Source organism: Gilliamella sp. W8123 (assembly GCF_016101085.1).
GTDB classification, from domain to species: Bacteria; Pseudomonadota; Gammaproteobacteria; order Enterobacterales; family Orbaceae; genus Gilliamella; species Gilliamella apis.
This window is the reverse complement of the sequence record NZ_JACFRE010000003.1, coordinates 80,578-105,915: the sequence shown is the minus strand read 5'-3', so window position 1 is coordinate 105,915 and position 25,338 is coordinate 80,578. Positions and strand designations below refer to the sequence as shown.

The 25,338-nt window shown below is 37.5% G+C and carries 20 protein-coding genes and 1 pseudogene; 13 read left to right on the top strand and 8 right to left on the bottom strand.

The features are described 5' to 3' along the window. Nucleotides 1-32: 32 nt before the first annotated feature. The 9 genes and pseudogenes from H3T56_RS11735 to H3T56_RS04860 all read left to right on the top strand — a co-directional run. Nucleotides 33-572: pseudogene (locus tag H3T56_RS11735) on the top strand (PTS system mannose/fructose/N-acetylgalactosamine-transporter subunit IIB); the annotation flags it as partial. A gap of 21 nt (nucleotides 573-593) precedes the next feature. Further along, on the top strand, nucleotides 594-1,394 hold the full coding sequence (locus H3T56_RS04895) for a PTS mannose/fructose/sorbose transporter subunit IIC (protein WP_065577640.1): 801 nt from the start codon (nucleotides 594-596) through the stop codon (nucleotides 1,392-1,394). Between the two features lie 16 nt (nucleotides 1,395-1,410). Continuing rightward, entirely contained in the window at nucleotides 1,411-2,322 is a 912-nt protein-coding gene (locus tag H3T56_RS04890) for a PTS system mannose/fructose/sorbose family transporter subunit IID (protein ID WP_065651528.1), read from the top strand. Nucleotides 2,323-2,471: 149 nt separating this feature from the next. Further along, the gene (locus H3T56_RS04885; RefSeq protein WP_198192162.1) at nucleotides 2,472-2,840 is read left to right on the top strand and encodes a DUF956 family protein; all 369 of its coding nucleotides are present in this window, start codon (nucleotides 2,472-2,474) and stop codon (nucleotides 2,838-2,840) included. 274 nt (nucleotides 2,841-3,114) lie between these two features. Next, entirely contained in the window at nucleotides 3,115-3,363 is a 249-nt protein-coding gene (gene rpsP / locus H3T56_RS04880) for a 30S ribosomal protein S16 (RefSeq protein WP_034900786.1), read from the top strand. Between the two features lie 19 nt (nucleotides 3,364-3,382). Continuing rightward, the gene (gene rimM / locus H3T56_RS04875) at nucleotides 3,383-3,913 is read left to right on the top strand and encodes a ribosome maturation factor RimM (RefSeq protein ID WP_198192161.1); all 531 of its coding nucleotides are present in this window, start codon (nucleotides 3,383-3,385) and stop codon (nucleotides 3,911-3,913) included. A gap of 16 nt (nucleotides 3,914-3,929) precedes the next feature. Beyond that, nucleotides 3,930-4,682: a tRNA (guanosine(37)-N1)-methyltransferase TrmD gene (gene trmD / locus H3T56_RS04870; RefSeq protein ID WP_065577644.1), complete on the top strand. Its 753-nt coding sequence runs from the start codon at nucleotides 3,930-3,932 to the stop codon at nucleotides 4,680-4,682. A gap of 31 nt (nucleotides 4,683-4,713) precedes the next feature. Beyond that, a complete protein-coding gene (gene rplS, locus H3T56_RS04865; RefSeq protein ID WP_034900792.1) occupies nucleotides 4,714-5,064 on the top strand; it encodes a 50S ribosomal protein L19 in 351 nt (116 codons plus the stop codon). Nucleotides 5,065-5,221: 157 nt separating this feature from the next. After that, nucleotides 5,222-5,827: a MarC family protein gene (locus H3T56_RS04860; RefSeq protein WP_198192160.1), complete on the top strand. Its 606-nt coding sequence runs from the start codon at nucleotides 5,222-5,224 to the stop codon at nucleotides 5,825-5,827. Between the two features lie 110 nt (nucleotides 5,828-5,937). Here H3T56_RS04860 and H3T56_RS04855 read toward each other — a convergent pair whose 3' ends face one another. The 4 genes from H3T56_RS04855 to lysA are packed head-to-tail and all read right to left on the bottom strand — an operon-like array spanning nucleotide 5,938 to nucleotide 11,380. Beyond that, complete coding sequence (locus tag H3T56_RS04855) at nucleotides 5,938-7,335, bottom strand: amino acid permease (protein WP_198192159.1); 1,398 nt, start codon at nucleotides 7,333-7,335, stop codon at nucleotides 5,938-5,940. Between the two features lie 54 nt (nucleotides 7,336-7,389). Next, complete coding sequence (locus tag H3T56_RS04850) at nucleotides 7,390-8,496, bottom strand: alanine/ornithine racemase family PLP-dependent enzyme (RefSeq protein ID WP_034900798.1); 1,107 nt, start codon at nucleotides 8,494-8,496, stop codon at nucleotides 7,390-7,392. Nucleotides 8,497-8,514: 18 nt separating this feature from the next. Further along, entirely contained in the window at nucleotides 8,515-9,927 is a 1,413-nt protein-coding gene (locus tag H3T56_RS04845; protein ID WP_034900800.1) for an APC family permease, read from the bottom strand. Nucleotides 9,928-9,982: 55 nt separating this feature from the next. Further along, the gene (lysA, locus tag H3T56_RS04840; protein WP_198192158.1) at nucleotides 9,983-11,380 is read right to left on the bottom strand and encodes a diaminopimelate decarboxylase; all 1,398 of its coding nucleotides are present in this window, start codon (nucleotides 11,378-11,380) and stop codon (nucleotides 9,983-9,985) included. A 258-nt stretch (nucleotides 11,381-11,638) separates the two neighbouring features. Here lysA and H3T56_RS04835 point away from each other — a divergent pair, with 258 nt between their 5' ends. Beyond that, a complete protein-coding gene (locus H3T56_RS04835) occupies nucleotides 11,639-13,072 on the top strand; it encodes a sigma-54-dependent Fis family transcriptional regulator (RefSeq protein ID WP_198192157.1) in 1,434 nt (477 codons plus the stop codon). On the opposite strand, the gene H3T56_RS04830 is transcribed toward H3T56_RS04835, so the two are convergent. Next, a complete protein-coding gene (locus H3T56_RS04830; RefSeq protein ID WP_198192156.1) occupies nucleotides 13,073-14,260 on the bottom strand; it encodes an NAD(P)/FAD-dependent oxidoreductase in 1,188 nt (395 codons plus the stop codon). 395 nt (nucleotides 14,261-14,655) lie between these two features. Between H3T56_RS04830 and gltB the strand changes: the two genes are divergently transcribed. Together gltB and H3T56_RS04820 are read left to right on the top strand one after the other, a co-directional pair. Continuing rightward, the gene (gene gltB, locus H3T56_RS04825) at nucleotides 14,656-19,113 is read left to right on the top strand and encodes a glutamate synthase large subunit (protein ID WP_198192155.1); all 4,458 of its coding nucleotides are present in this window, start codon (nucleotides 14,656-14,658) and stop codon (nucleotides 19,111-19,113) included. Between the two features lie 14 nt (nucleotides 19,114-19,127). Next, nucleotides 19,128-20,540, top strand: a complete 1,413-nt coding sequence (locus H3T56_RS04820; RefSeq protein WP_198192154.1) for an FAD-dependent oxidoreductase — start codon at nucleotides 19,128-19,130, stop codon at nucleotides 20,538-20,540. A gap of 78 nt (nucleotides 20,541-20,618) precedes the next feature. Here H3T56_RS04820 and H3T56_RS04815 read toward each other — a convergent pair whose 3' ends face one another. Both H3T56_RS04815 and mazG read right to left on the bottom strand, forming a co-directional pair. Next, the gene (locus H3T56_RS04815; RefSeq protein ID WP_065577652.1) at nucleotides 20,619-21,059 is read right to left on the bottom strand and encodes a hypothetical protein; all 441 of its coding nucleotides are present in this window, start codon (nucleotides 21,057-21,059) and stop codon (nucleotides 20,619-20,621) included. Beyond that, nucleotides 21,052-21,855, bottom strand: coding sequence for a nucleoside triphosphate pyrophosphohydrolase (mazG, locus tag H3T56_RS04810; RefSeq protein WP_198192153.1), 804 nt, complete (start codon nucleotides 21,853-21,855; stop codon nucleotides 21,052-21,054). Before mazG ends, H3T56_RS04815 begins: the two co-directional genes overlap by 8 nt. Before the next feature lie 226 nt (nucleotides 21,856-22,081). Between mazG and H3T56_RS04805 the strand changes: the two genes are divergently transcribed. Continuing rightward, the gene (locus tag H3T56_RS04805) at nucleotides 22,082-24,085 is read left to right on the top strand and encodes an OPT family oligopeptide transporter (RefSeq protein ID WP_065577654.1); all 2,004 of its coding nucleotides are present in this window, start codon (nucleotides 22,082-22,084) and stop codon (nucleotides 24,083-24,085) included. Nucleotides 24,086-24,133: 48 nt separating this feature from the next. Here H3T56_RS04805 and H3T56_RS04800 read toward each other — a convergent pair whose 3' ends face one another. Next, nucleotides 24,134-25,282, bottom strand: a complete 1,149-nt coding sequence (locus tag H3T56_RS04800) for a glycerate kinase (RefSeq protein ID WP_065577655.1) — start codon at nucleotides 25,280-25,282, stop codon at nucleotides 24,134-24,136. Nucleotides 25,283-25,338 lie beyond the last annotated feature (56 nt).

Genomic DNA, 25,338 nt, shown 5'->3' with positions numbered 1-25,338 from the left:
AACCACAAGTAAACAACCAACAATCAAATACTATCCCAGAAGGTACTGTGTTAGGTGATGGTAAGTTGAAAATAGTATTAGCTCGTGTTGATTCGCGCTTATTACATGGTCAGGTGGCGACGTCTTGGACTAAAGCAACTAATCCTAACCGGATTATCGTGGTTTCTGATTCAGTAGCCAAAGATGAATTACGGAAAAAACTGATTGAAGAGGCTGCTCCTCCTGGTGTTAAAGCCAATGTTGTGCCAATTAAAAAGATTATTCAAGTTGCCCATGATCCGCGTTTTGGCAATACCAAAGCCTTATTACTGTTCGAAAACCCTGAAGATGTACTGCGTGCTTTAGACGGTGGTGTCGATATTGAAACATTAAATGTGGGTTCAATGGCACATTCAGTTGGCAAAGTAATGGTCAATAAAGTGTTATCAATGAGCGCTCAAGATGTTGATGCATTCGAAAAATTGAAAGCGAAAAATGTGAAATTTGACGTTCGCAAAGTGCCTAATGATTCAAACGATAATATGGATGAATTATTAAAAAAAGCGAAACAAGAATTAGCTGAACAAAACTAGTTTAATTAAGGGGTTATTATTATGACTTTATCAATTGTTGCTATCATTCTAGTGATAGTTATTGCTTTTTTAGCCGGGATGGAAGGTATTTTGGATCAATTCCAATTCCACCAACCATTGGTTGCTTGTTCATTAATTGGTCTGGTAACAGGTAATCTAGAAGCAGGCGTCGTACTTGGTGGATCATTACAGATGATTGCATTAGGTTGGGCGAATATTGGTGCAGCAGTAGCACCTGATGCAGCTCTTGCTGCTGTAGCTTCATCGATTATCTTAGTGCTTGGTGGTCAAGGTGTTGCAGGTGTATCAACTGCGATTGCCGTCGCAATTCCACTTGCTGTTGCTGGCCTGTTTTTAACTATGATTGTGCGAACAATTGCAGTACCTTTAGTACACTTAATGGATGCTGCGGCTGAAGAAGGTAATATTCGCAAAATAGAATGGCTACAAATGTTAGGTGTTTGTTTACAAGGTCTACGTATTGCTATTCCAGCTGCTGCATTATTATTTATTCCTGCTGAAGCCGTCAAAGAAGCGTTAAACGCAATGCCTGAATGGTTAACAACTGGTATGGCTATTGGTGGTGGAATGGTGGTTGCCGTTGGTTATGCTATGGTAATCAATATGATGGCAAACCGCGAAGTTTGGCCATTTTTCATTATCGGTTTTGTGGTTGCGGCAATATCACAATTAACTTTAATTGCACTCGGTGCCTTAGGTATCGCTTTAGCACTGATTTATATAAACCTTTCTGAACGTGGCAATTCATCAAACGGTGGAAGTAAAGGCGATCCACTTGATGATATTTTGAATGATTACTAGGAACTTGGAGAAGAACATGACAGATCGAATTCAATTAAGCAAAAAAGACCGTTTAGCGGTAGCTTGGCGTTCAACTTTCCTCCAAGGTTCTTGGAATTATGAACGTATGCAAAATGGTGGTTGGGCCTATTCAATGATTCCGGCTATCAAAAAATTATATACTACAAAAGAAGACCGTTCAGCAGCTTTGAAACGCCATTTAGAATTTTTTAATACTCACCCTTATTTAGCATCACCAGTACTAGGTGTAACTCTAGCTTTAGAAGAAGAACGAGCTAATGGTGCACCGGTTGATGATGTTGCAATTCAAGGGGTAAAAGTGGGCATGATGGGACCTTTAGCCGGTGTAGGTGATCCTGTGTTCTGGTTTACTGTTCGTCCGATGCTCGGCGCACTTGGTGCATCACTCGCCCTAAGCGGTAACATTTTAGGACCAATTTTATTCTTCTTATTTTGGAATATTATTCGTTGGAGCTTTATGTGGTTTACCCAAGAATTCGGGTACCGTACTGGTTCAAAAATTACCGATAATTTAGGTGGTGGTTTGCTACAAAAAATCACCAAAGGTGCATCTATCTTGGGGATGTTTGTACTAGCAGCATTAGTGCAAAGATGGGTTTCAATAAAATTCCAACCAATTGTATCGACAGTTAAATTAGATAATGGTGCATTTATCGATTGGAATTCCCTTCCAGCTGGTGCCGAAGGTATTCACCAAGCATTGATTCAAATGCAAAGTGGATTAGCGCTTAACCAAGAAAAAGTCACCACCTTACAAAATAACTTAGATCAGTTAATACCTGGACTGGTGCCATTATTATTAACTTTCTTATGTATGTGGTTGCTTCGTAAAAAAGTATCACCAATTTTAATTATTCTTGGACTATTTTTAGTCGGTATTATTGGTCACGTTGTTGGTCTTTTATAGAAATAATCGTTTTGACTAAAAAAATTGAGGAGAGCACTTTTTAAAGCAAAAATTGTCGCTTTCCTCAAACATTAATCACCCTTTTTCAAAATAATCGAAAAAGGGTGTAATGAGTAAATCAAATTTGCATCAGGGATACAAACAACTAAATGGTTCAGTCATTAAATAGCAAAATAGATTTAACCGTAAAAGCGACTGCTTTTTCAGGACTTTCAGAATACGGTCATATTATGATTGGCGATAAAGCGTTCGAATTTTATCATCAGCGAGATCCGCGCAAATATATTCAAATACCTTGGGAAGAAGTCGATTATGTCATCGCATCGGTATTTTTTAAAGGAAGATGGATATCTCGGTACTCCATACAAACCAAAAGAGATGGTACATTTACCTTTGCATCTAAAGATCCCAAACAAGTATTAAGAGCTATCCGAGTATATGTTGATGGTCAGAGAATGGTTAAATCATTAGGTTTTTTTGATGTTTTAATTCGCGCATTTAGGCGTAAAAAGTCTTAATTATTGGGCAAACAGCTATTTAAAAGGCTAACTATCGCAATATTATAATTCAGCTAATTAACCAACATAGCTTAAGCTTATTATCTATAATATAAATTGGTTAAAAGATTAATTTATATTCATTCATCACAAAACTTGCCAATAACCGAATCCACCAAGCTTTTTCACACTCAATCAATCATTGCACTTTTTGCTAGAAAGAGTATAATTCTGGGGCTTTGATTTTGTCCATGTTGGGCAAAAGAAAGATTATTTTTTAATTTAAGAGGATGTTATGGTAACTATTCGTTTAGCTCGTGGTGGCTCTAAAAAGCGCCCTTTTTATCAAGTAGTTGTCACTGATAGCCGTAACCCACGTGATGGTCGTTTTATTGAGCGCGTTGGCTTTTTTAATCCAATTGCACAAGGTAAAGCAGAAGAATTACGTTTAGATCTTGATCGCGTAAATCATTGGGTTGGTTTAGGTGCAACTGTTTCTGATCGTGTTAATGCATTGATCAAACAAGCACAAAAAGCTGCTTAATTAAGTAATAGTAACTGTGATGATGAATACTGAGAATCTAATTATTGTTGGTAAACTTGGTTCAAGCTACGGCATTCGTGGATGGCTCAGAATTTTTTCGTTTACAGAATTTCCAGATAGTATCTTTGATTACAAACCTTGGTATATCCAGCGTGCTGGTAAATGGCAAGAAGTAATCGTTGAGAGCTTTAAACCGCATAATCAGGACATGATTGTCAAACTCAAAGGCATTGATGATCGCGACCAAGCTAATGCGTTAACCAATGCTGAAGTATTTGTTGATGCAGAAAAATTGCCTGAATTAAATCAAGGTGATTTTTATTGGAAAGATCTCATTGGCTGTCGAGTAAAAACAGTTAATGGTTATGACTTAGGTCAGGTAACTGATTTAATGGAAACCGGTTCTAATGATGTATTGGTCGTTAAAGCAAATCTAAAAGATGCATTTGGAGCAACAGAACGTTTAATCCCTTTTGTTGAAGAACAATTTATTAAACAAGTTGATTTAACAACAAAAATGATTGTGGTCGATTGGGATCCCGCTTTTTAATTGGTAAGGTAAGAATATGTGGATTGGCGTAATTAGCCTTTTTCCCGAAATGTTCCAAGCTATTACCTGTTATGGCGTAACTGGTCGAGCCGTTAAAAATGGGCTGTTAACAGTAGATTATTGGAACCCGCGCGATTTTGCGCATGATAAGCATAAGACTGTCGACGATAGGCCTTATGGTGGTGGTCCAGGCATGTTAATGATGGTACAACCACTTAGAGATGCGATTCATGCAGCCAAAGCTGTAGCTGGTGAAGATACTAAAGTAATCTATCTTTCCCCACAAGGGCGCAAATTAAACCAACAGGGAGTTTGCGAGTTGTCACAATATCAAAAATTGATTTTGATTTGTGGACGATACGAAGGTATAGATGAACGCGTTATCCAAACCGAAATTGATGAAGAATGGTCAATTGGGGATTACGTGTTAAGTGGCGGTGAATTACCGGCGATGACAATGATTGATGCATTAGCAAGGTTTATCCCTGGCGTGTTAAATCATGAATCATCAGCAGAAGAAGACTCTTTTGCTAACGGTTTACTTGATTGCCCTCACTATACTCGTCCAGAGGTGTTAGATGGAATGGCGGTGCCCGATGTATTAATGTCTGGTCACCATGAAGCGATTCGTCGTTGGCGGTTAAAACAATCACTAGGACGAACTTGGTTGAGAAGAGAAGATCTTCTTGAAAATCTAGCTCTGACTGATGAAGAGCAACGTTTACTCGCTGAATTCCAACAGGAATATCGTGATAAACCGAGCCAATAATATTTCAGTATAACTAGTAAGAGACAAAATTATGAAAAATGCAATTATTCAGCAATTAGAACAAGAACAAATGAAAAAAGACATCCCGTCTTTTCGCCCGGGTGATACGGTAGAAGTTAAAGTATGGGTTGTTGAAGGTAACAAAAAACGTCTTCAAGCATATGAAGGTGTAGTTATAGCTATTCGTAATCGTGGTTTACATTCTGCATTTACAGTACGTAAAATTTCGAATGGCGAAGGTGTTGAACGAGTATTCCAAACTCACTCACCAATTGTTGATTCAATTACTGTGAAACGTCGTGGTCAAGTACGTCAAGCTAAACTTTACTACTTACGCGAACTTCGTGGTAAAGCTGCTCGTATCAAAGAGCGCCTTAACTAATTCCAATTGGTTCATATTTAATAAACTAATTAAAATATATCCAATTAAAATGGTCACCTTTATGGTGACCGTTTTTATGTGTATAGTAAATGTTCATTCCCGCCAACAATCGTTGACACATTTCAAGCAACATCTAGTGATAAAAAAAGGTAACACTATGGACAACTATCTTGTTGAGATTCTTGCCACCACAACCAAGTTATTTGCATTGATGACGCCACCAGCTGTGCTAAGTGCATTTTTAAGTGGCACTAAGCAGTATGATGAAGCACAACGCCGTAAAACGGCACTTAAAACATCGTGTGCGGTATTTATTATTGGTATTGTGCTATTCTTTTTTGGTAATGCGATGTTTAGTGTGTTTGGTTTTACACTTGACGCATTTAGAATTGGCTCGGGAGCATTACTGTTTATTACCGCGGTGACATTAATGAATGATTCACCGGAAAAAAATAAAATTCATAGTGACGATGATGATATTAGTGTCGTACCACTAGCAATACCATTATGTATGGGGCCGGCATCCATCGGTACCATTATTGTTATGGGGACGAGTTCAGTTGGTATTATGCAAAATCTTATTGGCGCGCTTTCGTTATTGATTGCCTCAAGTGGTATTTACGCCATGTTACTATGTGCCAAAAGCATTGCTAAAGTGTTAAAAAATACCGGTATTGCCATTTTGTCAAAACTCACCGGATTATTAATATCAGCGATTGCGGCACAAGTTGTTTTTACTGGCGTTGCTGCATTCCTAAAATAAGTCAGGCTAGCCCTCTTTCAGATAGAAATAAAGATAGAGAAAGTTATCACTGATAGTATGTAATCACCTTTAATTGAGAGTTTAGGTGATTACATAAATAAAGAATAAGATTAATTTAATTTATTAGTTAAATGTCGTTTTTTAAAAAAGTAGTATGAAACTAAGATAACAAAAATTAAAAGCACTTCTGATAATAAAATAAAATGCCCTGACTCACCAAACCAGACGCCAACAATAATAATAATGTTAACGGTAATGGAGATCATCGCTAACCAAGGAAATAGTGGGGATTTAAATTTAATCATATCTTTACTGTATTTACCTTGATTCACACCTTTGCGAAATTGGTACTGACACCAAGCAATAATTATCCACGCAAAACAACCAACTTGTCCAGTACTTGCCACTAAATAGAGATATAATTTTTCAGCCGCGATATATTTCGAAAATAGTGAAACTAAGGCAATAATGGCAATAAATAATATTCCTTTGGTTGGCACGCCGCGTTTATTCACTTTTGAAAAAGATTTTGGCGCTAAGTTATCCTGAGCCATCGACCATAGCATTCGTGAACTGGCATAAACCGCCGAATTAGCAGCCGAAATCGCCGCGCAAAAGATAACAAACAGCATCGCATAGGAAGCAAAGTTAATTCCCGCTTTATTAAATACCCAAACAAATGGGCTAATTTCATCATGTGTTGTACCATAAGGATAAATCAGTGCTAATACGGCTATCGCTAACACATAAAACAAGATGATACGAAACGCCACACCAGTAATAATTTTCGGTAATACCGTTTGTGGTGATTGCGCTTCACCGGCAGCACTACCGATTAATTCGACTCCCTGAAATGAATAGGTAACAATCGTCATACAGACAAAGATGGATAAAAAGCCATTAGGGAACCAACCTTGATCGGTTTTAAAGGTAGGTAACTCATGCGTTTGATTATATTGTTGATAAAGTAGATATATACCAACTGCAATAAACGCAATAATAGCTAATACTTTAATCGTTGAAAACCAGTATTCACTTTCACCAAAAGCACGAACAGAGGTTAAATGAACACAAGTGATAACAGTTAGAATAATTAGACTAAGAATGTAGATAGGAATAGAGGAAAAAACTTGATGAGCAATCATAGACGCCGCTGTTAAGTCAGCAGCCATAGATAGTACCCAGCTTAACCAATATAACCAGCCAATAGTATAACTCCAGATAGGATGTGGAATAAACATTAATGCATAATGCTGGAAAGACCCTGCATGAGGGAATGCACAAGAAAGTTCACCTAAGCAAAGCATGGTTGACAGCATAATACTGCCGGCAAGTAGATACGCGATAATGGTCCCTAAAGGCCCAACCGTGCTAAGTGGCGCTGCAATACCAATAAATAATCCGGTACCAATTGAACCACCTAATGAAATCATCAATAAATGACGATTCTTTAAGTTTTTCTTTAAAGTACTGGGATAAGGACTTTCTTGAGGTTCTGATGTTGCCATGTAAACCGCCTAGTAATCAATAATAGCTGCTGGTTGCCCAGCAGCAGTTATATATTAATAAACAAATCGTTTTTCTACGCCGTTGGTTTGGCAAGCCATAAGCAGAGCTGTGTAATCAAGCTCAAAAACAATCATATCGCCAACTCGCAATGTTTCAGAAACATCTTCAATATCAACGATAGTATGATCACTCGTTTGACCTAATACCGTAATGTTATCATTAACCGGTACACAGCTTTCCGCCGGCACATCTTGACGACCAAAAGCAAGTAAAGCTCGTTTACGAGTACCGTGATCAACAAAGGTTTTGCTGTTCAAAAAGGCATCAACACCTAATTCACCAACAGGCACGGTAGGTTTACTATTAAGCTCGATAACTTGTGCATATAATTTATACATGTCACTACAAGCTTTCTCGACAGGTTTGTTTGAGTGATGAAATTCATCAAGATATTTCATATCCACATACTCAATACCAAACTCATGTAAACCACCAATACGAATGTGATTAAGCCCTTCTGGCCAGATCCCTTTATCAAGTAGATGGTAACTTGTACAGTTACCAGCAGATAGATATTTGATTTTGATATTACAAGCTTCTTCTACTTTGCGTGCTATGTGTAAAAAATCTACGCCATTTTTCACTGTCGGTAGCACAGTTCCATAGCAGTTAAAGTTAGTACCAAGCCCATAAAGCTCAACACCGGGTAAAGAAAGGATCAGTTTGACCGTTTCAATAATATCGTCTACATGTTCAAACCAAATCCCTTCGCGTAAATCACCCATATCCACCATTAATAAAACTTGATGGACTTTTTGCTGTTTTACCGCTTCATCAGAAAGTGCTTGAATAACTTGTTTTTCACTATTTAAACTGATATCAGCATACTTAACAACTTCACTGATTTCACTTAAACAAGGGCTGCGTAATAGGCAAGTTTTACAATTTAATGCATCTTTAAGTTTCTTCAAATTGTAGGTTCTTGATTCAGCAATAACATCAATACCACCATCAAGAACTGCTTTGGCAGTTTCAACGCAACCATCAAAAACTTTATTTACAGCCATCACTTCAATGCCGTGTTTAGCTAATAGCTCTTTTTCAACACGAGCATTGTCTTTTAATTTACCTAAATCAATTTCTAATATAGGTTTGTACATAAATTACTCCTCTATATCTTATTGTTGTTGCAAGCGATTACGTTTTTGTGCGCGATGGTATATCCATTCAGCTAACACAATTGCAAGCACTGCACCACCAACAATTTTCGCGATGTACTCAACATATCCACCCATATCGATTTGTGCTGGTGGAATAAAGACTAAGATCACCGCAAATAATGTAGATAAGAATCCTAAACCTGGTAAAACAATTGGTAATACTTTACCTGGGATCTTAAAGCTACGTGGTACATCTGGTTGAGTAATACGTAAGCGATAGTAAGCAATAAACATCACTAAATAAGGGATAAAGTAACAAATGGTTGTTAATGCAGTTAACATCCAATATGCAGCAGCAATACTTGGTGATACGAATGTTGAGAAACAAAGTACCGTTACAATGATTGCTTGGATAACTAAAGCAAATGCTGGTGTTTGATATACAGGATGTAAACGACCAATACGTTCGCCAAGTAAATTATCTTCTTTTGATGCTTCTTGTAACATATAGATAGGACCAACTAACCATGAGTTAATTTGACCTAATGCACCAAAGAATAAACAGATTGCCATTACAGGTAATAACCAAGGCATATGTAACTCTTGAGCGGCAGCTTCCATCGCTTGCATTACACCGGCGACAATATCAGTATCAGCAGCAGGTAATAAGGTATTAATTGCCCAAGTACCAATCATATAGATACCGACAATAACAATTGCAGATACTGCCATTGCTTTAGGGAAGTCACGTTGTGGATCACGAGTACGACCAGCAATCATTGGTGCAACTTCAAGTCCAGCAAAAGCGAACATCATGCTTGATAAAAATACAATAGTATCCCAGCTACTTAAATCTGGAATCCAATCACTAACATGACTATAATCAGTTGCCATTGGGTGACCTGTCATTAACCAGACAATAGCTAATAACACGATAATAGCAGCAGGAATAAATACCCCTAACCAAGCACTAACACTGTTAATGATTTTAGTCCATTTCATCCCTTTGATATTCATTAATGTTAAGACCCAGAATACCACCATGGAGCCAACACCAATAAACACCTGATTTTGCGCTAATTCAGGACTAAACATGTAACCAATTGCAGTAAAACCAAATTGCAACATAAGTGGGAAGAAAAGCACGCATGAAAATAGGAAACAAACGACTACTATCCAGCCAATTCGTTTACCAAACGCTTCTTTTACCCAAACAAATATCCCACCATCTTTTGGCCAACCAGTAGAAAGCTCACCACAAACCATAGCTAATGGGAAAAACAGACAAAATGCAGCAAGTAGCCAAAGGACCATTGCTGACGCTCCATAAGGAGCCACATTAGGAATTTGACGTAAACTTAGAATCGCAATGACATTCATAAACACAATGTCTTTAATACCAAGTAAACTTGAATCTTTAGAATCACTCATAAAATAACCTCACATTATAATATCTGGAGCACTAAGTGCCCCAGATAGCTCATGATTAATACACGTCGTATCCAACCATATCCTCGTAAGTGTCTTCACGGCGAATCAATCGGTCTTTGCCTTCTTTATCGATCATAACAACAGCCGTACGTGGGCGATTGTTATAAACTGTTTGGCTTTCAATGGTATAAGCACCAGCATCAAGGAAAGCAATGATATCGCCAATCTCAGTGTCTTTAGGTAATAAGAATTCTTCACCTTTAACACCAACATGGAAATAGTCACCACCATCACATAATGGACCAGCTAATTTAATGTACTCATCATGTTGTTCAGTAATTTTTGACGCATCATAAACATAGAAGAACCAATCAAAGTGTTGGCTGTCAGATAATACGCTATAACCAGCATCAACAAATTTCCATTCAACATGTTCTTCAATGTTACCGTCTAAATCGTAGTTAGTTTTACGTTTTTCACAAGCAACTTCAGTTAAAAGCACACCTGCTGAACCGGTAACTTTACGACCTGGTTCGATACAAATTTCAACGTCTGTACGCCATTTGTGAACTTCACTAATTACCGCATCAGCGAAATCTTGTGCTGTAATACCGGCATACATGTTGTCTTGTAATGGATTACCATTTTCATCATCGTATTTATAAGGAACTGGAATACCACCACCTACGTTGATTAAATCAAATTTAATGCCTAAAACTTCTTCTAAACGGCGTGATTCATCAACTAATACTTTGGTTGCTTTAGCAAATGGTTCTGCTTCTGGCACTTGATCACCCACGTGCATATGTAAACCACGTAAATGTACATAAGGCATTTCAAGAATACGACGACAAGTTTCTTCAGCTTGTTCTAAATCGATACCTGATTTAGCGTGATAAGCAGTAACTAATTCTGCATGAGTTGCTGATGGAACATTTGGTTCAACACGCACACAAACATTGGCTACTTTCTTTAAGCGACGTGAAATTTCATCGATGATATCTAATTCATATAAGCTATCAACGTTGATGATGTAAAGATCGTTTTGGATGGCAAATTCTAAATCAACCGGTTTTTTAACCACACCGTTGAAAACAATTTGACTACCTGGAAAACCGATTTCTAAACATTTACGCACTTCAAACATTGAGTTCGCTTCTGCATAGATACCTGCATCTTTAATCGCTTTAAGAACACCCATTACTGAACAGGTTTTTGACGCATAGAAAATCTTAGTGTTTGGATGAGCTTTGAACGAATCTTTGATTTCCTGAATATTACGATCGATTTCTTTTTCAGAAAATACATAAAAAGGTGTTGGATATTTCTTGGCTAATTCTTCCAAATTCACACCATCAAAACAAAGTTTGCCGTTTTGCACACTAAAACGACGATCTTTTGTTATTAGATCGGTACGTAATTTGTTATAATTTGACATAATTGTGTCGGACATATGACCTCCAGTTAATTAGTACATAAAAAAGGTAAGTAAAAAAGATTACTCACTTACAATGCAATCAACGTGCCAACTTATAAAAATACAAATAATCAAGATCTTAACAAAATAATTACAAATAAAATACTAGTCATTTAGTAAGAAATATGTTTTTCTGACGAAAATTTGTCACTATCTTTAGTAATACTTGAAAGATATTTAAATCAACGCTAGCTATACTTAACAATAATCCAATTTTTAAAAGGCTTTAGAATCATGATAATTGATCCTGAATTATTACAAGCATTGGAAATATTTAAACATTTTTTTGATTTAATACATCAGCCAATGGCCATTATTGATAAAGAAGGTAAATATATTTACTACAATCAGGAAAGCGCAGAACTTGATGGTTATTCAATGGAGCAAGCCATCGGTAAACCAATGCTTAAAGTTTACCCTAATTTGAAAAAAGAAGATAGTACTATGCTACAAGCTTTACATGGTAAGGAGTATCAAGATACCTATCAAACTTACTTTAATCATGTGGGCAAGTTAGTCGATTATCAACATACAACGGTACCGCTTTATAATCATAATAAAGAGATTATCGGTGCGGTTGAAATAGGTCGAAATATATCCAATGTTAGGCAGTTACAAGATCAGGTTTTTCGCCTGAATAGAAAGTTATACCACAATAAAGAACAACCACTGCCGGAAATCATTTTTGCTTCGAAAAAAATGCAAGAAGTTATCGATCAGACCAATATTTTAGGCAGTAATGATGTACCGGTATTAATTGTTGGTGAAACTGGTACAGGGAAAGAGCTATTTGCCAGATTAATTCATCAAACCAGCCATCGCCGCGATAAGGCGTTTATTTCACTAAACTGTAGTGCTTTACCAACCTCCTTGATTGAAAGTACGTTATTTGGGACAGTCAAAGGGGCCTTTACCGGTGCTGAAAATCGTCAAGGTTATCTTGAACTTGCCAATGGTGGAACCTTATTTCTTGATGAACTTAATGCAATGCCTCTTGAAATGCAAAGCAAACTATTACGCTTTTTGCAAGAAAAAACTTATTGGCCGTTAGGCGGTAATAAAGAGCAACATGCCGATGTGCGAATTGTGGCGGCGATGAATGAATCACCGGCCGAATTGCTAAAATCAGGTAAAATGCGCAGTGACCTATTTTATCGATTAAATGTTGGTTTAATCAAACTTCCAGCCTTACGAGAAAGACAAGAAGATATCCCTGTATTGGCACGATATTTTATCGATAAACATAAAACTGATGTCAATATAGTGATCACCGGTATCAGTGAACATGCGTTGCAGCAATTAATGTCAGCACCGTGGCCAGGTAATGTACGAATGCTGGAAAATGCGATTGTCCGCAGTATGGTATTACAAAATGAACCTGGTGAATTACAAAAGATTATTCTCGATGAAGAACTATTTGATATTCATAGTCCTTATCCTCAAGATCAACTTGAAAATAAGATAGAAAAACCAAGTATTAACGAGTTAACGGGTAATCATAATCTAATCGAACAAGTTGAACATTATGAAAAGCAACTTATCATTGATGCATTAAATCAAGCCAATGGTAAAATTATTACTGCGGCGAAACTGCTCAATGTCTCACGAACAACGTTACAATATAAAGTAAAAAAATATCATATCCAAATGGGTGTTATTGATAGTTGATTATACTTGACTCAAGGCTTGCGCGCAGGCAAATGCGCTGCTCCAAGCCCATTGGAAATTATAACCACCAAGCCAACCGGCTACATCTACAACTTCACCAATAAAATAAAGATTAGGTTGTTTTTGTGCGGCCATGGTTTTTGAAGATAACGCATCGCAACTCACTCCGCCTAAAGTTACTTCTGCGGTGCGATAACCTTCCGTTCCATTTGGTATTACATTCCATGTTGTTAATGTTTGATACAGCGCTTGTTGCTGAGTAGGAGTTAACTGTTTAACAGTTGAATCAACAATCAAATTTAGTTGCATTAACGCTTCAATTAACCGCTTAGGTAATATTTGTGCTAAACAATTTTTGAGACTTTGATTACGATTATTATCTAACAGAGGTTTAAAATCATCCTCAAAGTTAAAGTCAGGCAATAAATTGATCGTAATGGCTTCTCCTGCTTGCCAATAACTGGAGATTTGTAAAATGGCTGGCCCAGATAATCCTCGATGAGTAAATAGTAGGTTTTCTTTAAAACTGATACGTTTATTAGATACTTCAACTGGTAGAGCAATTCCTGCTAACGTCGATAATACAGCTAACAAAGGTTTATGTAAGGTAAACGGCACTAGCCCTGCTTTTACAGGCACAACTGGGATAGAAAATTTTTCAGCAATTTTATAACCAATAGCAGTCATACCGAGTGCAGGCATAGATTGTCCACCCGTTGCCACAATTAATTTATCAGTATAAACACAACCCTGTGAAGTAGATAACTTAAATCCTTGTTGTTCTGCATCAACATCTTCAAGTTGTGTTTTTAACATAAATTTAACTTGTCCTTTTTGGCATTCTTTGACCAACATATCGACAATATCTTGCGCTGAATTATCACAAAATAGCTGACCATGATCTTTTTCATGATAGGCAATAGCATATTGATTAACCAGTTGGATAAAATCCCATTGGCTAAACCGTTTTAAAGCAGATTTACAAAAATGGCGATTTTGAGAAATATAATGATTTGCTTCGACATTAAGATTGGTAAAATTACATTTACCACCGCCAGACATTAAGATTTTACGACCTAATTTTTTACCGTTATCAATTACAGTAACATCATGACCTTGTTGTCCCAACAGACCAGCACAAAAAAGCCCTGCAGCGCCAGCACCTATAATTGTAATTTTAGTTTGCATATTTCATCTATAACCAATAATCGATAATCTATTATAACAGCATAAATCTGGTGATTATAACTCCCTGATTTTGGAAAAAATCAGCAAATATAATCAATTTTTATAGCTAAAAAACCCCTTTCCTCAAACTTTTTTTAATCAGATATTAATTCTTATTATGAAAAAATTTTTAAATTGAAGGGCATTAATCTTAAAAAAAAATTAAAACCAATAAAAACAATTGGTTAATACAAGATATAAGCTTCATTAATATATATAGGCTAAGTGATTAAAATATTGACTTATAAATAATATTTATTTGACCTAAAACCTATTTTTAATTACCTTCACACCTAATATGGGATTAATGCCTATACCTTCACAAAAAATAATAACGATGAATTTGAGGCAATGATATGTTATATAACCAGCATCATGAAAAAGATAACTGCGGATTTGGTTTAATTGCTCACATTGAAGGGCAACCAAGTCACAAAGTGGTGCGTACCGCAATTCACGGACTTGCTCGCATGCAACACCGTGGTGCCATATTATCGGATGGTAAAACCGGTGATGGCTGTGGTCTTTTAATGCAAAAACCAGATCGATTTTTCCGATTAGTCGCCGAGGACGCAGGTTGGCGCTTAGCAGCTAATTATGCCGTTGGCATGCTATTTTTAAGTCAAGATGAAAAAGAAGCGCAAGCTAGCCGTAAAATTGTCGAAGAAGAGCTAGCAGAAGAAACCTTATATGTTTTAGGTTGGCGAGAAGTACCAATTGATAAAATTGTGCTTGGTGAAATCGCACTCTCATCACTACCAAGAATTGAGCAAGTATTTGTCAATGCACCTGCCGGCTGGACCAAAATCGATTTAGAACGTCGCTTGTATATGGTACGCCGTCGTATTGAAAAACGAGTACAAGATGATACGTTTTATGTCTGTAGCTTTTCAAATCAGGTTAATATCTATAAAGGCTTATGTATGCCAAAAGATTTACCTCGATTCTATTTAGATTTGGCTGATATTCGTATGGAAACAGCAATCTGTTTATTCCATCAACGTTTCTCAACCAATACTGTACCGCGTTGGCCACTGGCGCAACCATTTAGACATTTAGCCCATAATGGTGAGATCAATACTATTGAAGGTAATCGGCAATGGGCAAAAGCGCGATCTTACAAATTTAAAACACCATTGATTCCCGATCTACAAGATGCGGCACCATTTGTTAATGTCACCGGTTCTGATTCAAGCTCGCTAGATAATATGCTGGAACTATTTTTAGTCGGTGGTATGGATATTGTCCGTGCGATGCGTTTACTAGTACCACCAGCATGGCAAAACAATCCAGATATGAATGAGGATTTACGAGCTTTCTTTGATTTTAACTCCATGCATATGGAACCATGGGACGGGCCTGCTGGTATCGTTATGTCAGATGGTCGTTATGCTGCGTGTAACTTAGACCGTAATGGTTTACGTCCTGCTCGTTATGTTATTACTACAGATAAACTCATCACTTGTGCTTCAGAAATCGGTATTTGGGACTATCAACCCGATGAAGTCGTCAGCAAAGGGCGAGTTGGTCCGGGCGAATTACTGGTAATTGATACTGAAGAAGGTCGCATTTTACAATCTTCAGAAACCGATAATGATCTACAAAAACGTCATCCATATAAAGAGTGGATGGCTAAAAATGTAAAACGTCTGATCCCATTTGAAGATCTTCCTGATGATGATATCGGTTCTCGTGATTATGACGACACTTTACTCGCTACTTACCAAAAACAATTTGGTTATAGTGCCGAAGAGCTCGACCAATGTATTCGCGTTTTAGGTGAAAACGGTCAAGAAGCAACTGGCTCAATGGGTGATGATACACCATTTGCCGTGCTATCAAGCCGTCCGCGCTTAATTTATGATTACTTCCGACAAAAATTTGCTCAAGTAACTAACCCACCTATCGATCCATTGCGTGAAGCACACGTTATGTCTCTTTCAACCAGCATTGGGCGTGAAATGAATGTGTTTGCCGAAGCTGAAGGTCAAGCGCATCGGGTTGCATTTAAATATCCAGTATTAGTTCATTCGGATTTTAAACAATTAACTACTTTAGAATCACGTTATTACAAATCAGAAACGCTTGATATCACATATGAGATTGACGGTAGTTTACGTGACGCAATTGAACAGTTATGTGGTGATGCCGAAGAGAAAGTTCGTGAGGGAACGGTATTACTCATTTTATCCGATAGAAATATTGCACCTGATCGCCTGCCAATTCCGGCACCTATGGCTGTTGGTGCGGTACAACAACGTTTAGTTGAAAAAAGTTTACGCTGTGATGCTAACATCATTGTTGAAACCGCAAGCTGTCGCGATCCGCATCAGTTTGCTGTTTTATTAGGCTTTGGAGCGACGGCAATCTATCCATACTTAGCCTATGAAACCTTAGCGCAAATGGTGGATAATCGCACAATAAATAAGTCTTATCGAGAAGCAATTCTTAATTATCGCAATGGTATTAATAAAGGCTTATACAAAATCATGTCCAAAATGGGCATTTCAACTGTTGCCTCTTACCGCTGTTCTAAACTATTTGAGGCCGTAGGTCTAAATGAAGAAGTAGTTGAACTTTGCTTCCAAGGGGTAACAAGCCGTATTAGTGGTGCCAATTTTGATGATTTTGCTCAAAATCAGTTCAATCTTTCTAAGAAAGCATGGCTACGGCGTAAACCATTAGAACAAGGTGGATTGTTGAAATTTGTGCATGGTGGTGAATACCATGCTTACAATCCTGATGTAGTACAATCACTACAAAAAGCGGTAAATAATGGTAATTATGAAGATTATAAGCGCTATGTGGATATCGTAAATAATCGACCAGCTGCAACCTTGCGAGATCTGTTAAAACTTAATCCACCTGAAAACGCAGCTATCGCACTTGATGAGGTGGAACCAGAAGAGTCATTATTTAAACGATTTGACTCGGCAGCTATGTCAATTGGTGCGTTAAGTCCAGAAGCACATGAATCATTAGCCGAAGCCATGAACACCTTAGGTGGTTTTTCTAATTCTGGTGAAGGCGGTGAAGATCCTGCCCGTTATAACACCGTCAAAGTATCACGTATCAAACAAGTGGCTTCCGGTCGATTTGGTGTAACACCGGGTTACTTAATGAGTGCTGACGTGATTCAAATCAAAGTTGCTCAAGGTGCAAAACCAGGTGAAGGTGGTCAATTACCAGGTGATAAAGTAACACCTTATATTGCAAAATTACGTTTTTCTGTACCGGGTGTGACATTAATTTCACCACCACCGCATCATGATATTTATTCAATTGAAGACTTAGCGCAATTGATTTTTGACCTGAAACAGATTAATCCAACTGCCATGATTTCGGTTAAGTTAGTTTCTGAACCGGGAGTAGGTACTATCGCAACCGGTGTTGCCAAAGCCTATGCTGATTTAATCACTATTTCAGGTTACGACGGTGGTACTGGGGCCAGTCCATTAACTTCGGTTAAATATGCCGGCTCTCCTTGGGAACTTGGTCTAGTTGAGACCCAACAATCATTAGTTGCTAATGGTTTACGTCATAAAATACGCTTACAAGTTGACGGAGGCCTAAAAACTGGTGCCGATATTGTTAAAGCGGCAATTTTAGGTGCTGAAAGCTTTGGTTTTGGTACTGGACCAATGGTGGCATTGGGTTGTAAATATCTCCGTATTTGTCATCTTAATAACTGTGCAACCGGTGTTGCCACTCAAGATGAGAAGTTACGTAGTGAGCATTATCACGGTCTACCAGAAAAAGCGATGAACTATTTCCGTTTTATTGCTCGTAATACTCGTGAAGTTATGGCAGAACTAGGCGTTAGTCGAATCGTTGATTTGATCGGTCGTACTGATTTACTTCTTGAACTTGATGGCATTACAGCAAAACAACAGAAATTGGATCTATCAAGCTTGCTTGAAACGGCAACCCCAATAGAAGGTAAACCGGTTCACTGTATTGAAGACAATAAACCATTTGATAAAGGTGTGCTAAATAAAGAGATTATAACCCAAGCACAACAAGCAGTGGATAATCGTCAAAGTAAAAGTTTCTACTTTGACATTCAAAATACTGATCGTTCTGTTGGTACAACTTTATCTGGTTATATTGCTAAAAAATATGGCGATCAAGGCTTAGTCACGTCCCCTATTTCATTGAATTTCAACGGTACTGCCGGACAAAGCTTTGGTGTATGGAATGCAGGCGGTGTTGATTTAACGCTTACTGGCGATGCCAACGACTATGTTGGTAAAGGTATGGCTGGCGGTCGCATTGTGATTCGTCCACCGCAAGGCTCGGCATTTTTAAGTCATGAAGCGACCATTGCTGGTAATACCTGTTTGTATGGTGCCACTGGAGGTAAATTATTTGCTGCTGGCCGAGCAGGTGAACGTTTTGCAGTGCGTAACTCAGGTGCTATAAGTGTGGTTGAAGGCATTGGTGATAATGGCTGTGAATATATGACTGGCGGTATTGTCTGTGTTTTAGGTAAAACAGGCGTTAACTTTGGTGCAGGTATGACCGGTGGTTTTGCTTATATTTTAGATACTGATGGTGATTTACATAAGCGAATCAATAAAGAGTTGGTCGAAATGTTAGATGTTGCTGACTATTCAATTCATGAAGAGCACTTACGAGGTTTAATCATGGAACACGCTCAGTTAACTCACTCATCTTGGGCTGAAGAGATATTAGCTAACTGGGAAGGCTTTGCTAAACAATTTATCTTAGTTAAACCAAAATCTAGTGATGTTAAAGCATTGTTAGGTCACCGTAGCCGCTCATCAGCAGAGCTTCGCGTGCAAGCACAGTAAGGGGAGAACACGATATGAGTCAGAATGTTTATCAGTTTATCGATTTACAACGTGTTGATCCGCCTAAAAAATCGCTAAACGTCCGTAAAATTGAATTTGTTGAAATTTATGAGGGATTTTCCGCCTCACAATCACAAGCTCAGGCAGATCGTTGCCTTGCTTGTGGCAACCCTTATTGTGAATGGCGCTGTCCGGTACATAACTATATTCCAAATTGGTTAAAATTAATCAATGAAGGCAAAATTTTAGAAGCAGTTGAATTATCTCATCAAACTAATAGTTTACCTGAGGTATGTGGTCGAGTTTGTCCACAAGATCGTCTGTGTGAAGGATCTTGTACTTTGAATGCTGAATTTGGTGCGGTAACTATTGGTAGTATTGAGCGTTATATTACCGATGAAGCCTTTAAAATGGGTTGGAGACCAAATCTCTCTAACGTGGAAAAAACCGGGTTGAGAGTCGCAATTATTGGCGCTGGCCCGGCCGGCTTGGCTTGTGCTGATGTTTTAGTACGTAATGGTGTCACCCCTGTCGTTTTTGATCGCCATCCTGAAATTGGTGGTTTATTAACATTCGGTATTCCAGCCTTCAAATTAGATAAAGAGGTCTTAGTTCATCGGAGACATGTCTTTAGCGAAATGGGTGTTGAGTTCCGCCTTAATACTGAAGTGGGTAAAACAGTACAATTAGCCGATCTTCTTGCTGAGTTTGCTGCCGTTTTTGTTGGAGCTGGTACTTATCAATCAATGCGTGCCGGCCTTGAAAATGAAGATGCTGATGGTGTCTATGATGCATTACCATTTTTAATTGCTAATACTAAACATATTATGCAGCACCAACAAACTGACGATGCGCATTATGTAGATATGAAAAATAAACGTGTCGTGGTATTAGGCGGTGGTGATACAGCCATGGACTGCGTAAGAACCTCTATCCGTCAAGGTGCTACTGAAGTGACGTGTGCATATCGCCGTGATGAAGCCAATATGCCTGGTTCTAAACGTGAAGTTAAAAATGCCAAAGAAGAAGGCGTGCAGTTCCAATTCAATGTACAACCGCTGAGCATTGAAATTAACAATGTAGGGCATGTTACTGGCGTAAAAATGGTAAGAACCGAGCTTGGCGAACCCGATGCGAAAGGTCGTCGCTCACCAGTGATTATTGAAGGCTCAGAATTTGTACTTCCCGCTGATGCGGTAGTTATGGCATTTGGTTTTAAACCACATGCTATGCCATGGTTAGCTGAACATGGGGTTGATTTTGACGATAGAGGACGGATAATTGCCCCCGAAAGCAAAGGTTATCAAACCTCGAATGCCAAAATCTTTGCTGGCGGGGATGCTGTACGTGGTTCTGATTTAGTCGTCACCGCAATTAGTGAAGGACGCAAAGCTGCTGAAGGTATTTTAGATTACTTAGAAGTTTAAAAACGACGCTTGAATTCCAATTCAACATTTAAACCCGCTAATTTATGGCGGGTTTATTTATGAAATATAAGTAATTTTTTATAAATAAACACGTTGAGTGCCTTTTTCTGGTTGAAAAGTAGCTTTACCAAATTCATCCAAAAAATAAGCAATATGATCGGTTTTATCACCCAATAAACGTCCTTTTACTTTATTCCATGTTAATAACGCAATAGTGGCGTCGGGCTCACAACAAATTAACATTGGTTGTTCAAATTCCTGATTCCAAAAGAACTGACCACCATATAATTTATGTGCAGTTAATAATAAATAACAGCCATATTCTTGTGATATCATATTGAGTTGTTCTTCAGGAAGACCAAAGCTTTTATCTGCCATTTCACCAATAATCATTTCAACAACAGTAATACTCTTTTCCGAGTAATCTAATTGATTAATACTCCAAGTTGGGCTATGTAAAATAGCATTTTGAGACCAAGCCTCTATTTCTTGATATAATTCATTTTTTTGTTCAGTCATTTTTATTTACTTCGCTAGTTGATTTTTCTGTTCGCTTGACAATTTGCCATGCATCTTCCATTTCTTCAAGTGTTGCATCAACTAAATTGCGATTTTTTTGCTTTAGTAATAATTCAACCTGTTTAAAACGCCTAATAAACTTGTTGTTAGCATTTTGTAAGCTTAACTCCGATTTAACTTTTAGATGTCTTGCTAAATTGACGGTAGCAAACAATAGGTCGCCGATTTCTTCCTCAACTTTTGATTGATCATCAATAGTTGATTGTACTAACTCTTGTTCAACTTCATTGATTTCTTCTTTAACTTTAGCAATAACCGGTTGTAGTTCATTCCAATCAAATCCAACTGACGCACAACGTTTTTGGATTTTTTCAGCCTTCATTAATGCTGGGATTGCGGTGGGAATATCATCTAATAGCGAATATTGCTCCCGCTTATCACGTTCTTGTTGTTTAAGCTGTTCCCAATTTGGTTTAATAGTCGTATTATTAGAAAAAACATGCGGATGACGACTGACCAGCTTATCAGCGACTGTCTGACAAATATCATCAAAATTAAACAAACCTTGTTCACTCGCTAAATCCGCATAAAACACAATCTGAAACAGTAAGTCGCCCAATTCACTTTTAAGTTCAACCATATCTTGTCTTTCAATTGCATCTAAGACTTCATAGGTCTCTTCTAAAGTATAAGATTTTAACGAGTCAAAAGTTTGTTTGCTGTCCCATTCACAGCCACCAATAGGGTTACGCAACTTTTTAGTAATATCCTGCAATCGTTTTAATTCTCTTAACATTTTTCTCACAATTGGTTAATGATTAAGAATATGACCAGCATAGCATAATTACGCTGTGACTAATCTTTAATATACAAATTTTATTGTTTAAGAATAAAAATAACTTACAGCAAATAAATCAAGAAAAATAGGCAAAATATGAACTTAATTGTAGAATTAATGGCAGATAAAGCATAATTAAGTATATAATAACAGGCTATCAATTTAACTTTAATATATAGGTAGTATGAATAATTTACGAGAACTTACACTACGCGGTACCATTCTTGGTGCTTTAATTACTATTGTCTTTACAGCCTCCAATGTCTATTTGGGCTTGAAAGTCGGATTAACTTTTTCATCTGCCATTCCTGCCGCCGTCATTTCCATGGCTATTTTACGATTATTTTCGGGATCGACAATTTTAGAAAATAATATGGTGCAAACTCAAGCTTCCGCTGCAGGAACTTTATCTTCTGTTATTTTCGTTATGCCTGGTTTATTAATGATGGGATATTGGAGTAATTTTCCTTTCTGGCTAACCTTTTCAGTTTGCGCTGCTGGCGGCATGTTAGGGGTATTATTTTCTATTCCATTACGTCATGTTATGGTAGTGAAAAGTGATTTACCTTATCCAGAAGGTGTCGCTGCTGCTGAAATATTAAAAGCTGGTTCGAAAACTAACGATAAAGAAGCAAATGATGGATTAAAGGATATCGTATTTGGCGGTATTATTGCCTCTACAGTGAGCTTATTTACTAATGGATTTCGTTTATTATCTGATAGCACTGCTTATTGGTTTACTGGTGGTAAATCAATATTTCAGATCCCAATGGGATTTTCATTAGCATTACTAAGTGCTGGCTATCTAATTGGTATTATTTCAGGAATTGCGGTATTAATCGGAACAATTATAGCTTGGGGATTTGGTATTCCTATCCTAAGTGCTCTTACCGATTATGATACATCCCAACCTCTATCTAAAATTGCAATGGGATTGTGGGCCACAGATATTCGTTTTATCGGTGCAGGTACCATAGCAATTGCCGCAGTCTGGACATTACTGACTTTAATCAAACCAGTTATTGAAGGTTTAAAAACATCGTTAAAAACACTTCGCTCAGATATTTCTGTAAACGATATTGATCGAACAGATAGAGACTTGTCACCAAAAACTATTTTTATGATTATGGCTGGCATGTTAATTATCTTAGTTGCAACATTTTACTCTTTTATTTCTGATAGTGGTTTATCAACTGGTATTGCTTGGTTGCTAGTCATTTGTGCAGTTTTATTTGCGTTTGTTATGGGATTTTTAGTTGCCGCTGCCTGTGGTTATATGGCTGGTTTAGTTGGTTCTTCAGCCAGTCCTATATCAGGTATTGCCATTGTTGCTGCTATAGCTATTTCACTAATATTACTTGGCTTAAGTGAAACACATGGTATGTTATCCTCTGTAGAAGGAACTGACTTTATCACTGCATTAGCCCTATTCACAACTAGTGTTGTGCTATCAATTGCATGTATTTCGAATGATAATTTACAAGATTTGAAAACAGGTTATTTAGTTCATGCTACGCCATGGCGACAACAAGTAGCACTTTTGATTGGTTGTGTTGTTGGTGCAATTGTCATTGCCCCTATTCTTGAAATACTCTATAACGCTTATGGTTTTACTGGTGCGGTTCCTCGTCCAAATATGGACCCTACCCAAGTATTGGCTGCACCTCAAGCAACTTTGATGACAACCATTGCTAAAGGAATTTTTTCTCATAATCTAGATTGGACAATGATCTTGATAGGTTTAGCGGTAGGCGCAACAGTTATCATCATTGACCTAATTTTAGCCAAAAAGAAAACTAAATTCCGTCTACCTGCTTTAGCTGTCGGACTAGGTATTTACTTACCACCAAGTATTACAATGGCTATATTTATCGGTTCATTATTATCATGGATAGTAAAACGTCAGGCATATGTGAAAGCAGAAAAACTAAATTTAGATCCAGAAACTGAATTCAAAAAAGTAGATCGTAAAGCATCCTTAATTGCATCAGGTTTAATCGTCGGTGAAAGTTTAGTTGGTGTTATACTTGCCATTGTGATTGTCATTAGTGTCACTAATGGTGGTGGAGATGCACCTCTGGCAATATTCCCTGACTTAGGCAATATGTCTCAATATTTAGGATTATTTGTTTTCATTACGATCTGTTGTCTTATTATTCGCAGATCTTTGTCAGCACTTAAACGATAATATGATTATGATGCCCTTTATCAGGATACTGATAAAGGGTATTTATGACTATTTAAGGTTACGGCCTAAATTAAGTGTTAAGGCAATATTCATTGAGGTTTGATAAAGATTTGCTTTTGCCGTTGCTGATTCTAGTACTTCAGACAAAGTCGCAACTTTACTTAAAATACTAAACATGGCATTAATACCATAAGGATAAATGGTTTCAGCCTTGTCACCCAAACTACCAACAATAGCAATTACTGGTTTTTGGTATTTTTTGGCAATACTAGCAACCCCTACTGGTACTTTACCATTGATACTTTGGTAATCTAATCGCCCTTCACCGGTAATAACTAAATCTGCATTAGAAATAAGCTTATCTAGATTTAGTGCTTCAGTAATAATTTCAATTCCAGGCCTTAATTTAGCATTCATAAACGCTAATAAAGCAGCCCCCATTCCACCAGCAGCTCCCGTCCCTGGGATAAACTCAATATCCATATTAAAGCTACGTTTTATTACTTGAGCAAAATGTTTCAGATTTTCATCAAGTAAACGAACATCATCTTGTGTCGCGCCTTTTTGCGGACCAAATATAAATGAAGCACCATTCGCACCAGTCAAAGGATTAGTAACATCACAAGCAACTTCGAAATCACAGAATTTAATTCTGTGGTCAATTTCACTAATGTCAATTTTATCAAGCTCGCTTAATGAAGCTCCACCATAACCAATTTGGTTACCGGCTTTATCAAGAAGCTTGACACCTAGAGCCTGTAACATGCCAGCGCCACCGTCATTGGTAGCACTCCCGCCAATGCCAATAATAAATTTTTTACAACCTTTATCTAGTGCATCTTTGATTAATTCTCCAGTACCATATGAAGTCGTAATTTTCGCATCTCGCTTAGTAACAGGAACTCTTTCAAGACCGCTTGCTGCGGCCATTTCAATTACCGCTGTTTGTCCATCTCCTGAAATACCATAAAAAGCCAAACCTTTTTCACCTAATGGGTCAGTAATCGATACTGTGATTTTATTTCCATTTAATGCATCAACCATTGCATCAACAGTACCTTCACCACCATCAGCAACTGGAATCAAAAAGTATTCAGCCTTTGGGTATACGTTTAAAAATCCCTTTTTAATTATATTAGCAACCTCAATAGCACTTAGGCTTTCTTTAAAAGAATCAGGAGCAATGACAATTTTCATATTTATCCTTATGCAATTAGTCAAAGTATTGAGTATGTCGCCATACTCAATCTTAA